The organism is Leptolyngbya sp. 'hensonii' (genome assembly GCF_001939115.1).
Taxonomy (GTDB): Bacteria; Cyanobacteriota; Cyanobacteriia.
The window spans coordinates 134,900-147,695 of record NZ_MQTZ01000043.1 but is presented as its reverse complement, the minus strand read 5'-3'; the positions used below and the strand labels follow the sequence as shown (position 1 = coordinate 147,695).

The window sequence follows — 12,796 nt, the reverse complement described above, 5'->3', positions numbered from 1 at the left end:
CCTCACCCATCAGTAATCAGGGAGCTAGATGCCAACCTACTCGACGGTCACGGACTTGGCCAAATTCCGGGGCTGATCCACATCCAGACCCCGACGGGCGGCAATGTGATAGGCCAGAAGCTGGAGCGGCACCACCGTCAGCAGGGGCGAGAGCATCTCCTCGACTTTGGGAACTGGCAACACCGTATCAAAAATGTCGATCGCACTGGCCCCATCCGCAGGGGTCACCCCAATCAACTGGGCATCGCGGGCTTTGGCTTCCTGGGCATTCGAGAGCACCTTCTCATAGACCTGACCAGGAACGGCGATCGCCACCACGGGCACCTTCGCGTCCAGCAGGGCAATCGGGCCGTGTTTCATCTCCCCAGCCGGATAGCCTTCCGCATGGATATAGCTGATTTCCTTGAGTTTCAGGGCACCTTCCAAGGCGATCGGGAAGTTAATCCCCCGACCAACAAAAATGAAGTCCTGGGTATCTGTGAATTGATGGGCCAGTTCTTCGATCGGCTTCTCCTGGCTTTCCAGGGTCTGCTCAATCTGAGTCGGCAGTTGCCGCAGGCCCAGCAAAATTTGTTGGAGCTGTTCTGGTGATAGGGTCTGACGACGGGCAGCCAGATCCAGAGCCAGAAAATAAAAGGCCATCAGTTGGGCCGTGAAGCTCTTGGTGGCAGCCACCCCAATTTCAATCCCAGCATGGGTATTGATCAGGTACGGAACCAGGCGTCCGAGGGAACTTTCAGGACGGTTGGTAATTCCCAGCAGCCGACAGGCCAGTTCTGGAGATTTGTCCGCCCGCCGCCGCAATTCCATCTCCAGGGCTGCCAGGGTATCGGCGGTTTCGCCAGACTGGGTGACGCCGATCGTGAGGGTGTTGGGGGTCAGAGGGGGCGGGGCATAGCGAAACTCCGACGCATAGTGAACCACCGTCGGAATCCCAGCCAGTTGTTCCAGCAGGTAACGGCCCACCAATCCAGCATGCCAACTGGTGCCACAGGCAATAATCTGAATTTGCTGCAAATCCTGGCACAGATCTGCCGGGAGCCCCAGTTCGATCGGAAAGGTCGTGGAATCCCCACGGAAGTCTCCTTCCCTGGCATAAGCCTCCAGACAGGCCCGCACCACACTGGGCTGTTCGTAGATTTCCTTGTGCATGAAATGACGGAAGCCCTGCTTTTCCACCGTAGTCATGCTGACATTCAGGGTACGGGGCATCTTCCGCAGGCGATTCCCCGCGAAATCATAGACCTCCACTCCCAGGGGAGTCAGTCTGGCCAGTTCCCCAGTTTCCAGGGGCAGAAAGGCATGGGTGTAGGGAATAATCGCTGGGATATCGGAAGCGCAGAAAAATTCTCCCTGACCAAACCCAATCACCATGGGATTTTGCTGCCGCACCACCAGCAGTTCATCCGGATAGTCGGCACAGAGAATGGCTAGGGCAAAAGATCCTTCCAGTTGCGGCAGGGCTTTGAGGGTGGCGGCAAAGAAAGGCGACGGATGCAGCCTGTAAGGAGCCGTGTTTTCTACCGCTGTTTCGGCGGCCATCAAATCGGCAATCAAATGGGGAATGACTTCTGTATCTGTCTCAGAGAGGAACTGATGCCCCTGCTCCGTCAGCCGCTCCCGCAATTCCCGATAGTTCTCAATGATGCCGTTCTGAACCACCGCAATGTGACTGGCATTATCCAGGTGGGGGTGCGCATTATATTCCTCTGGCTTGCCATGGGTGGCCCAACGGGTATGACCAATCCCAATTTGGGCCTTGTGCTCCAGTCCTTCCAGCTTTTCCTGCAGGCTGTGCAATTTACCCTTGGCCCGAATGCAGTGGATCAAGCCATCTTCAACCAGGGCAATCCCAGCAGAGTCATAGCCCCGGTACTCCAACCGTTTTAGCCCTTCCAGGAGAATGCCACTTGCTGTCTGGGTGCCAATATAGCCAACAATTCCGCACATGAACCCTTCCCTCCTTCAGTCACTACAGGGAGTATCCCAGCCTGGATATCAAAGCTCTAGTGTGCCACATCTGATCTTGAATTCTGTTTGAACCCAGAGAGCAAACTTGCACTAAAGTCCTCCTTTCCCAACTCTCCCCGACTGGAAGGGGTAGCCCGTAGGGCCAGGGTGGGCCTAGGAACGGGAGCAGGAGCGTTGAACCCACCCCTACCCCTCCCAGGAGGGGATTATGGGTACACAGTGGCCTTGTGGAGTGAGGGGAGAAGGGGAAAATCAGGTGCGTCAAGCCTGCTAATACCCAAACAAAAACAGGAGCGAGAAGCTCCTGTTTGCAATCCAAAAACTTAATGAAAGTTCGCTGCCAGAACTGGCAAAGCCAGACTCTAGTAAGCCAAACCCATGCTACGGGTGGTTTCAGCACCCAGGTATACGCGAATGCTGAGAAAATCGGTGGGGCAGGCCGTTTCGCACCGCTTGCAGCCAACACAATCTTCTGTGCGAGGGGAAGAGGCAATTTGCTGTGCCTTACAGCCGTCCCAGGGAACCATTTCTAGAACGTCAGTGGGGCAGGCACGAACGCACTGGGTACAACCAATGCACGTATCATAAATTTTGACTGAATGAGACATTGAATATTAACTCCAGACTTAGTGTTCTCAGGGTTGTGTACTAGTGTTATGCACTCGGCATTAGTGCGGTTGGGGTTCAATGCTCTGCATTAATCGGCATCTGCATTAATCGGCAGTTGGAAAGCCACTCCAGGCTCTAGGCAAGCTTGAAGGTTAGGGTTTAGTTTACCGTGTGGCCCTATTCACTTGAGCAAAAGGCTGCAAAACTTCAAAGAATTTAATACTGGCCCGAAGGATATCAGAACCTCTACAAGCTCTCGATTTTTTCAACGATCGATCGGGTAGAGACAATGTGTCGGTTGAGCCCTAGCTCCTGTGGAGTCACACCGAGCGCCAAGGCAACCAGTTGGGGCAAGTGCAGAATGGGCAGGCCCAGAGTTTCTCCGATCGTCCGCTCGATTTCGGGTTGGCGGGAATCCAGATTCAGGTGACAGAGGGGGCAGGGGGTAACCATGCAATCAGCTCCGGCAACGATCGCGGCTTTCAGATGTTTGCCAGCCATTTGAAAAGATGCAGTCGTGGCGTAGCTGGAAATAGGCCAACCACAACATTGGGTTCGCCCCTGATACTGGACCGGCGTGGCCCCAACCGCTGCAAAAACACTTTCCAGGGTGTGGGGGTTAAAGGGATCATCGTAGGGGAGCAGGGTCTGAGCCCGTAGCAGGTAGCAGCCATAGAAAGCGGCACAGCGCAATCCGGTTAATTTGCGCGTCACCCGCTCCCGTAAGGCATCCAGGCCATAGTCTCCGACTAGAGCCCAGAGGAGATGTTTGACCTCCGTCGTCCCCTGATAGGGAGAACAACTCTCTTTTTCAAGCAGGGCATTGACCTGTTCCAGATAGGCCGGATTTCTCTGCTGGGCCTGTTTTAATCGCTCATCCACATGACCAATGACCCCCTGGCAGGTACTACAGTGGGTCAGCAGGGGCAACTGCAACTCTTCGGCCAGGGCAATATTGCGGGCATTGACCGTATCTTCCAGGAGTAGCGAGTCTTCTTTGAAGGTGCCTGACCCGCAGCAGGCTGCCTTTTTCAATTCGACCAGTTCAATTCCTAAAGCCTGGGTCAGGGCCTGGGTAGATTGATACAACTCCCGACAGGCTCCCTGAGCGACACAACCTGGAAAATAAGCATATCTGAGAGATGGGGATGGCATAAGCAATCAAGACTGCGGAGTCAGGTCAAACGCTCTCCCAATCTATGCTAAATCGAGACAACCAGCATAATCCTGCAGCATCTCTACATCTTTAAAACAGGCTGGAGCGGTTAAAGTGTCAATTGTAAAACCGACTACCAGTTACAATCCTGTCTCCCCTTTCGGATACTATGAAGGAATGCTCAATTTATGATCATCTAAATTAGAAGAATCGGCTTTAACCTGATTTTTCTTCCCGTGGATGTTCAATTTAGAGCTGTGTTGCTGACAATTCAACCCGCAATTTAACGAGTACAGGTACTGAACAAGAGATCACAACTATGAGCCAAGAAGAAGTTTTTGCGAAGGTTCAGAAGATTGTTGCTGAACAACTGGGAGTTGATGCTGCTGAAGTTAAGCCCCAAGCCAGCTTTGCGAATGACCTAGGGGCCGACTCTCTGGATACGGTAGAACTGGTCATGGCCCTGGAAGAAGAATTTAAGACTGAAATTCCCGACGAAGATGCAGAGAAGATTGCAACAGTTCAGGATGCAGTTGATTATATCTCTGGCAAAGCTGCAGCGTAAAACCTGAACCCTTCATTTTCTTTCTGCTGACGGATGATTTTCCCTGACAAAAGCCATGACAAGTTCTCTCAATAAACGTGTCGTTGTGACCGGCCTGGGTGCAATCACCCCGATCGGAAACACATTGACAGAGTACTGGCAGGGCCTGCTAAGCGGGCGCAACGGTATTGGTCCCATCACCCTGTTCGATGCTTCAAAGCATGATTGCCGGATTGCCGGAGAGGTCAAGGGGTTTGACCCTCACGCCTATCTGGATCGTAAAGATGCCAAACGCATGGACCGATTTGCCCAGTTTGCCGTCGCTGCCAGTAAGCAGGCGATCGCAGACGGCCAATTCGTGATCAATGACCTGAATGCAGAACAGGTCGGGGTGATGATCGGAACCGGTATTGGTGGCCTGAAAGTGCTGGAAGACCAGCAGGAAATTTACTTGAACCGGGGGCCCGATCGATGCAGCCCCTTCATGATTCCCATGATGATCGCCAATATGGCCGCTGGGTTAACGGCGATTCACACGGGGGCCAAAGGGCCAAACTCCTGCTCCGTTACAGCCTGCGCTGCTGGGTCTAACGCCGTCGGCGACGCCTTTCGGCTGATCCAGCGGGGTTATGCCCAGGCCATGATTTGTGGGGGCACAGAAGCAGCCGTGACGCCCCTGTCTGTCGCTGGTTTTGCTGCCGCCCGCGCCCTATCTACCCGGAATGACGATCCGGCTCATGCCTGCCGTCCTTTCGACCAGGATCGGGATGGCTTTGTCATGGGGGAAGGAGCAGGTATCCTGCTTCTGGAGGAATTGGAACATGCTCGCAGCCGGAACGCTCGCATCTATGCTGAGATTGTTGGCTATGCCATGACCTGTGACGCCTACCACATGACTTCCCCCGTACCTGGCGGGGAGGGAGCAGCGAGGGCAATCCAACTGGCCCTGAAGGATGCGGGAGTGCTCCCGGAGCAGGTCAGTTACATTAATGCCCATGGCACCAGCACACCGGCTAATGATTCGACTGAGACAGCAGCGATTAAGAAAGCACTGGGTGAAGCCGCTTATCAGGTTACAGTCAGCTCCACCAAGTCCATGACGGGTCATCTGTTGGGCGGTTCTGGAGGGATTGAAGCCGTTGCTGCAACCATGGCTGTTGCCCACGATCACGTCCCCCCCACGATTAACCTGGAGAATCCGGATTCAGCTTGCGACCTGGATTACATTCCCCATACCAGCCGAGCCCAGATCGTTAACGTGGCCCTGTCCAACTCCTTCGGGTTTGGGGGTCACAACGTCACTCTGGTATTCAAGAAATACGCTGTGTAAGCTTGGGGTAAATTGACCCTATCGTGGAATCATTGGGAAAGGTCTATAGGGTAGTGGGATGACTATTCAGTTTCCCCATGGGAATGCTTGTCTAGTGATCCTGTTGGTGGGATGATTAAGTATAAATTCTTATTCTGGCTCCATCAAAGCGCCTGGTTATCTGCCTGCCTGATATTTGCTTACCGAGATATCTGCCCACTTTCTGCCCACTTTCTGCCCACTTAGTTCCGTGCCAACCCGTTCAGTGAAGTAATTATGGCCGTTGCAACCCAATCCCTCGACGAACTTTGTATTAATTCCATTCGCTTTCTTGCTATTGATGCAGTAGAGAAAGCTAAATCTGGGCATCCAGGGCTACCTATGGGTGCAGCTCCCATGGCCTATGTGCTCTGGACCCAATTTATGCGGTTCAATCCCAAGAATCCCCAGTGGTTCAACCGCGATCGGTTTATTCTGTCTGCTGGCCATGGTTGTATGTTGCAGTATGCACTGCTGTATCTCACTGGCTATGACAGCGTCAGCCTGGACGATATCAAGCAGTTTCGTCAGTGGGGATCCACCACCCCTGGCCACCCAGAAAACTTTGAAACTCCCGGTGTAGAAGTAACGACGGGTCCTCTGGGCCAAGGGATTTGTAACGGTGTGGGTCTGGCCATGGCGGAAGCGCACCTGGCTGCCAAGTTCAACAAACCCGATTGTCAGGTGGTAGACCACTACACCTATGTGATTCTGGGTGATGGTTGCAACATGGAAGGCGTTTCAGGTGAAGCTTGCTCGCTAGCAGGGCACCTGGGATTGGGTAAGTTGATTGCCCTCTATGACGATAACCACATTTCGATCGACGGCTCCACGGATGTATCCTTCACGGAAGATGTCAGCAAGCGCTTTGAAGCTTACGGCTGGCATGTGCAGCACGTTGAGAATGGCAACACTGACCTGAACGCGATCGCCGCTGCTATTGAAGCTGCGAAAGCCGTAACAGACAAGCCCTCCCTGATTAAGGTGACCACCACGATCGGGTATGGCTCTCCCAATAAGCAGAATACAGCCGGGGTGCATGGTGCGGCTCTGGGGGGAGATGAGATTAAAGCCACCCGTGAGAACCTGGGTTGGGCACATGAGCCTTTCGTCATCCCCGAAGATTCCTTGAACCATTTCCGCAAGGCGGTGGAGCAGGGCGCAACCGCAGAATCAAACTGGCAAAAGACCTTGGCCGAGTACAAGGCCAAATATGCTGCAGAAGCGGCTGAGTTTGAGCGGATGCTGAGTGGCCAGTTACCGGAAGGCTGGGAAAAGAGTCTGCCGACCTATGCCCCCGAAGATAAGGCCCTGGCGACCCGCCAGACTTCTGAGAAGACCTTGAATGCCTTGGCCCCGGCTATTCCTGAATTGATTGGGGGGTCTGCCGATTTGACCCACTCTAACCTGACCCTGTTGAAGGGTTTTGGAGATTTCCAAAAGGGTCAGTACCAAAACCGGAACCTCCGCTTTGGCGTTCGGGAACATGGGATGGGCGCAATTTGTAACGGCATTGCCCTCCATAACTCTGGGTTAATTCCCTACTGTGCCACCTTCCTGGTCTTTGCAGACTATATGCGGGCTGCCATCCGACTCTCGGCCCTGTCTCAAGCCGGTGTCATCTATGTGATGACCCATGATTCAGTCGCTCTGGGTGAAGATGGTCCCACTCACCAGCCTGTAGAAACGATCGCCTCCCTGAGAGTCATCCCCAACCTGCTGGTCATCCGTCCAGCGGATGGCACGGAAACCTCCGGTGCTTACAAAGTGGCCATTGCAAATCGCAAACGTCCCACGCTGATGGCCTTCTCCCGCCAGGCCTTACCCCAGTTGGCCGGTTCTTCGATCGAAGGGGTAGAAAAGGGAGCCTATACCGTCCTGGATTGCGACGGTACTCCTGACCTGCTCCTGCTGGCCACCGGTAGCGAAGTTTCCCTGTGTATTCAGGCCGCTGAAAAACTGACAGCAGAGGGGACCAAAGTTCGAGTGGTCTCCATGCCCTGTTGGGAACTGTTTGATGAGCAGGATGCCGCTTACAAGGAGTCAGTTCTGCCCAAGGCTGTCACCAAGCGCTTGGCCGTAGAAGCAGGTTCTAGCTTCGGGTGGTGCCGTTTTGTTGGCACCGAAGGTGATACGCTCAGCATCGATCGCTTCGGCGCTTCGGCACCGGGTGGGGTGTGCATGGAAAAATTCGGCTACACCGTTGATAACGTCGTAGCCAAGGCTAAGGCAGTCCTGGGCTAATAGCCTCTGATTTTGATTAAGCCTTGAGGTCCTCTGCTGGCAGAGGACCTTTTTGCTTTTGCAAGATTGTGGGAACCATCCATCAGAATAGGGCTGAATATGAGGGTTCTGGCGCAGGTTCTATGCCAGGGCAAGTCCTTAGGATTGCCCTATGACGCTATATCAGAACAAATATCGCATCGAATCTGCGCGACATCCAACCTGGGACTACTTCTCTGCAGGCTGGTATTTTGTCCCCTTTTGCACCCACGATCGCCAACATTTCTTTGGTCGAATTGTGGCGGGAGAAATGCAGCCTTCACCTGCAGGGGAAATTGTCAACAAAATTTGGTGGGAAATTCCCCAACGCTTTGACCCAGTTTCATTGGATGCATTTGTTGCCATGCCCAACCATATCCATGGCATTATTGTGATTCACGAACAACCATGCCAACAACAACGCCGCCGGGCGGGATTACCCAACATCACAACCCGATGTTATCCGACCATTCCCTGGGCAAAATCATTCGGTGGTACAAAGGTCGGTGTACCTTTGAAATTCGATCGTCCGTTCCAGAATTTACCTGGCAACCCCATTTTTACGATCGCATCCTCAGGAGCGACAGTGAAATTGAACAGGTTCGGCAATACATTGCGAACAACCCGAAAAAATGGCAGCGGCACCTATAGACTGTGAACACCTATAGACTGTGAACACCTATAGACTGTGAACACCTATAGACTGTGAACACCTATAGACTGTAAAACGGAGAGGCAGGGATTCGAACCCTGGGGATGCTTGCACACCCATCTGATTTCAAGTCAGACGCAATCGACCACTCTGCCACCTCTCCCCATGACTCAATATCCAAAATAGGGGTCAAGCCCCAATGGTTGAATTTTGAGTTCTTTTCTATACTAATGCCCTTTCCCGGTGGAAGAGAACTTGTTTACGGGATATGGCAAAATTTTCATCCAGCCAAACCAGGGAAGCCTCTAAAACGTCCCCAGACTGCCATTCCACCAATGTAAAATGCCGGATTGTTCCCGTTTCCCTGCGAACCAGTCGGGGCACATAGGCTGCATTGAGATAGAGGGTCCCGGCAGGGCTGACATGGGTGGGCCGCCGAAGACGGTCCTGGGTATGGCGGAGCTGATGGTGCATGTGCCCAAAAGTAACCAGCGGAATGGTTTTGCCCATCTGTTGCATCTGGTCGATCGCCGCTTCCAGGTCAGGATCGCCGTGATCCCCCCCCAGGGCTTCCCAATCTCGACCACAGGGATCTTCTCGCTGATTACCCAACCCCGTGGGGCCGCAATGCCCCAGGATAATCAGGGTTTCATAGGCAGCACTCTGGGCTGCTGCCACAATTCGGGCTGTGGATTCGGCAAAACTACCGACTCCAAACCGAGATTGGTAGAATTCGCCATTTTTCCAGAGAGAACCGCCCCAACTAAACGGGCGACCTCCGACAATCGAGAGCTGGAACTGGGGAAAGTCGAGCTTACCATAGCCAACATGGGTTTCCCCCAGAAGGTCTAGCTGCTGCTGCACCCGATCCTCTAATCGCGGATCATAGGGGCATTGCTTGCGACCCCAGTCAGAGGCCGTATACCAGGCATCATGATTCCCCAGAATCACCGCTTTGGGGAGATCCAGGGCTGCGATCGATCGAACGAGGGGCACCGCTTCATTGCCAAAGTCTCCGACCAGCAACACCAGGTCTACGCCCAAAGCCCGCAATGCCCTCTCTTCACGGTCATCCCAGAGGTCATGAACATCCCCCACCACTGCCATTCTCCACCGCTGGCAGGCTCTCTGCTGTTCCGTCATATTGTTTTCCCGATTCCTCCTCCAGGATAAATGACCCAGACCAATTCCGATAGATCTCGACATTTTTGGTAGAAAAAACTATAATTAAAGGAAGATGATTTTGTATCCTTTTAACTAATTGGACAGGTGACTGTGTTTGCCACTGTACGTTCAGACCACCCCCTTACTGCTAGAACGGCATCTCCTTTAGACCTGTTCCAGGCCATCCAGGATCTAAAGCGAGACTTAAATGCAATCATTCTGGCCCACTATTATCAGGAGCCAGATATCCAGGATATTGCGGACTACATTGGCGACTCACTGGGGCTATCCCGTCAGGCAGCGCAGACACAGGCAGATGTGATTGTGTTTGCAGGCGTTCATTTTATGGCGGAAACAGCCAAAATTCTTAATCCAGAGAAATTGGTACTTTTACCAGATCTAAATGCAGGGTGTTCCCTGGCCGATAGCTGTCCCCCGCAGGCTTTTGCTGCTTTTAAGGCCGCCCATCCCGATCATCTAGTGGTGTCCTATATCAACTGCACGGCTGAGATCAAAGCCCTGAGCGACATTATCTGTACTAGCTCCAACGCTGTGGATATTGTGCGTCAGATCCCGTTGGATCAGCCGATCATTTTTGCCCCCGATCGCAATCTGGGACGCTATGTTATGGCTCAGACAGGTCGGGATCTGGTGCTCTGGGAGGGAAGTTGCATGGTTCACGAAACTTTTTCCGAGAAAAAGCTGGTGCAATTGCAGGTTAACCATCCCAGTGCCGAGATCATCGCCCATCCAGAATGTGAAGGAGGCGTATTGAAGCATGCCCGCTATATTGGTTCTACAACAGCGCTCCTGAAATACTGTCTGCAAAGTGACAGTTCTCAATTCATTGTGGCCACGGAACCCGGCATTATCCATCAAATGCAGAAGCAGGCTCCCCACAAAACCTTTATTCCGGCCCCACCGCTCCATAGCTGTGCCTGCAATGAGTGCCCCCACATGCGGTTGAATACGCTGGAGAAGCTGTACTGGGCCATGGTTCACCGTTCTCCAGAAATCACCCTGGCCGAGGAAACGCGGGTGGCTGCATTACGCCCTATTCAACGCATGTTGGAGATGAGCCGCTAGGGTCATCCCTACCACTGAGGGTAGGAGGCAATTAAGGCAGTCGCAGCCTCACTATCAAGAGCCTCTGAGAAAAACAATCCCTGGGCATATTCACATTGGAGCGCCCAGAGCTGATGGAGGTGCTCATTGCGCTCCACTCCTTCGGCAGTGATGTAAATGCCCAAGCTATGGGCCAGATGAACGATCGTTTTGACAATTTCCAGGTTCTCCTCATCCCCATGCATGGTCGTGATGAAGGAGCGATCAATTTTCAGGGTGTTGATGGGAAAGCGGCGCAAATGACTGAGGGAAGAATACCCCGTCCCAAAGTCATCGATACAAAGCTGAATGTTATGTTGACGGAGTTTTTCCAGGAGGCTGGCCGTCGCCTCCGGATTTTTCATGATCGTGCTTTCCGTAATTTCCAGCTTCAGGCTACCAGGCAAAATTTTGGTTTCTTCCAGAATCTGGTGAATCCGGCTGACCAGATTGGATTGGGTCAACTGTCGGGCAGAGAGATTGACGCTGATCGTCAGCGGAGGATAGGTCGGAAACCGTTGCTGCCAGGCCCAGAGCTGATGACAGGCCGTATGCAAGACCCACTCCCCAATGGCCGTGATGATGCCGGTCTCCTCCGCCACCGCAATGAAATCTGCCGGAAATACCAGCCCTCGCTTAGGTCGATACCATCGCACGAGTGCTTCAAACCCGGAAATTCTGCCGGTATCCAGAGCGACGATCGGTTGATAGTGAATACAGAATTCCTGTCGTTCTACAGCCCGACGCAGATCACTTTCCAATTCCAGCAGTTCTACGGCCCGCAGATACATGGACGTGGTAAACACCTGATGGCGAGCCCGACCCGAGGTCTTCGCATGATACATGGCAATATCAGCATCCCGCAGCAGATCTTCCGGGCTGTCATAGAGGCGATCGATCGAATCCCCCCGGTTAATGGCAATACCAATACTGACACTACTAAACACCTCATTCCCATCCAAATCAAAGGATTGGGAAAGTTCCTGCTGAATTCGTTCAGCCACGATCGTGGCATCTTCGGTATAACGAATATCCGTCAGCAAAATTGTGAATTCATCCCCCCCCAGGCGGGCAACCGTATCTCCAGGACGAACGCAGATTTCCAGGCGGCGGGCCATCGCCATCAGCACCTGATCCCCAGCCAGATGCCCCAGGCTATCGTTAATCAACTTAAAGCGGTCCAGATCAATAAATAGCACTGCAAACAGGTAATCAGGTTCATCCCTGGCTCGGGCAATGGCGGCTTCCAGTCGTTTCACAAACAGGGTCCGATTCGGCAACCCGGTCAGGGCATCATAAGAACCGTTCCGCTCCAGGGAACATTCTGACTGCTGTTGGAGCTGATCCTCCACCCACTTGCGGTGGGAAATGTCCGTTACGATGACCAGGGTCCCCATGGGTGAACTGTTGCGATACTGCAACGGCATAGAGACCACTTCTACCCAGTCAGCTCTGCCATTGGACGCTTCTGAAGTCATGAGATTAACTTCACAAAGCTCCCGCCGGTTGGCCCAGGATTGCTTTTGAGCCCAACGAAATTGAGGCCAGCCCTGCCGGGTAGACATGACGTCTAACACTGGCTGCCCTACCAGGTCTGCCTGGGAACAGGCTAGAAAGGTGGCCATGCGAGGATTAACATAGGAAACGCAAGCCCTCTCATCTGCAACCAGAACAGCCTGATTCAGGCTTTCCACGATCGCAAAGAAAGCCTCACCTGCGCCACTGAGGCTGCTCAATTGCAGCGGGTGGCTCTTGCCATTGGAGGACATTGCCTGGTCCATTGCGCCTAACCTGGCAGTTCTTCTTCGATCCAGGAACATTCGCGCTTGAGCTCCGTGGTGTATTAAGAGAGTTTGCCAAATCTTGAAATCAACTGAGATGAAATCTTATCAGGAGAACCATTCTCCAGAGCAAATAATATCCTCAGTTTATCGATGCTTCAAATAGGCGGTAGTGCGTCAAACTGATGTGGGTCTGGTAGAGTAA

At 53.0% G+C, this 12,796-nt stretch carries 10 protein-coding genes and 1 tRNA gene; 5 read left to right on the top strand and 6 right to left on the bottom strand.

Going from position 1 to position 12,796, the window contains the following annotated elements:
• Window positions 1-36: 36 nt before the first annotated feature.
• The 3 genes from glmS to BST81_RS16300 form a co-directional block, all read right to left on the bottom strand.
• Window positions 37-1,950: a glutamine--fructose-6-phosphate transaminase (isomerizing) gene (gene glmS / locus BST81_RS16310; RefSeq protein WP_075599559.1), complete on the bottom strand. Its 1,914-nt coding sequence runs from the start codon at window positions 1,948-1,950 to the stop codon at window positions 37-39.
• 383 nt (window positions 1,951-2,333) lie between these two features.
• Entirely contained in the window at window positions 2,334-2,579 is a 246-nt protein-coding gene (gene psaC, locus BST81_RS16305) for a photosystem I iron-sulfur center protein PsaC (protein ID WP_015160556.1), read from the bottom strand.
• Window positions 2,580-2,826: 247 nt separating this feature from the next.
• Entirely contained in the window at window positions 2,827-3,735 is a 909-nt protein-coding gene (locus BST81_RS16300) for a CoB--CoM heterodisulfide reductase iron-sulfur subunit B family protein (protein WP_075599558.1), read from the bottom strand.
• Between the two features lie 320 nt (window positions 3,736-4,055).
• Between BST81_RS16300 and acpP the strand changes: the two genes are divergently transcribed.
• The 4 genes from acpP (at window position 4,056) to BST81_RS16280 (ending at window position 8,548) form a co-directional block, all read left to right on the top strand.
• Complete coding sequence (gene acpP, locus BST81_RS16295; protein ID WP_075599557.1) at window positions 4,056-4,301, top strand: acyl carrier protein; 246 nt, start codon at window positions 4,056-4,058, stop codon at window positions 4,299-4,301.
• 55 nt (window positions 4,302-4,356) lie between these two features.
• A complete protein-coding gene (gene fabF, locus BST81_RS16290; RefSeq protein ID WP_075599556.1) occupies window positions 4,357-5,610 on the top strand; it encodes a beta-ketoacyl-ACP synthase II in 1,254 nt (417 codons plus the stop codon).
• 255 nt (window positions 5,611-5,865) lie between these two features.
• Window positions 5,866-7,872, top strand: a complete 2,007-nt coding sequence (gene tkt / locus BST81_RS16285) for a transketolase (protein ID WP_075599555.1) — start codon at window positions 5,866-5,868, stop codon at window positions 7,870-7,872.
• Window positions 7,873-8,023: 151 nt separating this feature from the next.
• On the top strand, window positions 8,024-8,548 hold the full coding sequence (locus BST81_RS16280; protein ID WP_216351367.1) for a transposase: 525 nt from the start codon (window positions 8,024-8,026) through the stop codon (window positions 8,546-8,548).
• Between the two features lie 70 nt (window positions 8,549-8,618).
• On the opposite strand, the gene BST81_RS16275 is transcribed toward BST81_RS16280, so the two are convergent.
• Window positions 8,619-8,705, bottom strand: a tRNA-Ser gene (locus BST81_RS16275).
• 59 nt (window positions 8,706-8,764) lie between these two features.
• The gene (locus BST81_RS16270; protein WP_075599554.1) at window positions 8,765-9,685 is read right to left on the bottom strand and encodes a TIGR04168 family protein; all 921 of its coding nucleotides are present in this window, start codon (window positions 9,683-9,685) and stop codon (window positions 8,765-8,767) included.
• Between the two features lie 132 nt (window positions 9,686-9,817).
• Here BST81_RS16270 and nadA point away from each other — a divergent pair, with 132 nt between their 5' ends.
• On the top strand, window positions 9,818-10,792 hold the full coding sequence (gene nadA / locus BST81_RS16265) for a quinolinate synthase NadA (protein ID WP_075599680.1): 975 nt from the start codon (window positions 9,818-9,820) through the stop codon (window positions 10,790-10,792).
• Between the two features lie 8 nt (window positions 10,793-10,800).
• Here nadA and BST81_RS16260 read toward each other — a convergent pair whose 3' ends face one another.
• The gene (locus BST81_RS16260; RefSeq protein WP_075599553.1) at window positions 10,801-12,591 is read right to left on the bottom strand and encodes a GGDEF domain-containing phosphodiesterase; all 1,791 of its coding nucleotides are present in this window, start codon (window positions 12,589-12,591) and stop codon (window positions 10,801-10,803) included.
• Between the last annotated feature and the right edge of the window lie 205 nt (window positions 12,592-12,796).

Coding starts and splice junctions, on each gene's coding strand:
- glmS (WP_075599559.1), bottom strand. CDS start 1,950: ATGTGCGGAATTGTTGGCTATATTGGCACCCAGACAGCAAGTGGCATT.
- psaC (WP_015160556.1), bottom strand. CDS start 2,579: ATGTCTCATTCAGTCAAAATTTATGATACGTGCATTGGTTGTACCCAG.
- BST81_RS16300 (WP_075599558.1), bottom strand. CDS start 3,735: ATGCCATCCCCATCTCTCAGATATGCTTATTTTCCAGGTTGTGTCGCT.
- acpP (WP_075599557.1), top strand. CDS start 4,056: ATGAGCCAAGAAGAAGTTTTTGCGAAGGTTCAGAAGATTGTTGCTGAA.
- fabF (WP_075599556.1), top strand. CDS start 4,357: ATGACAAGTTCTCTCAATAAACGTGTCGTTGTGACCGGCCTGGGTGCA.
- tkt (WP_075599555.1), top strand. CDS start 5,866: ATGGCCGTTGCAACCCAATCCCTCGACGAACTTTGTATTAATTCCATT.
- BST81_RS16280 (WP_216351367.1), top strand. CDS start 8,024: ATGACGCTATATCAGAACAAATATCGCATCGAATCTGCGCGACATCCA.
- BST81_RS16270 (WP_075599554.1), bottom strand. CDS start 9,685: ATGACGGAACAGCAGAGAGCCTGCCAGCGGTGGAGAATGGCAGTGGTG.
- BST81_RS16260 (WP_075599553.1), bottom strand. CDS start 12,591: ATGGACCAGGCAATGTCCTCCAATGGCAAGAGCCACCCGCTGCAATTG.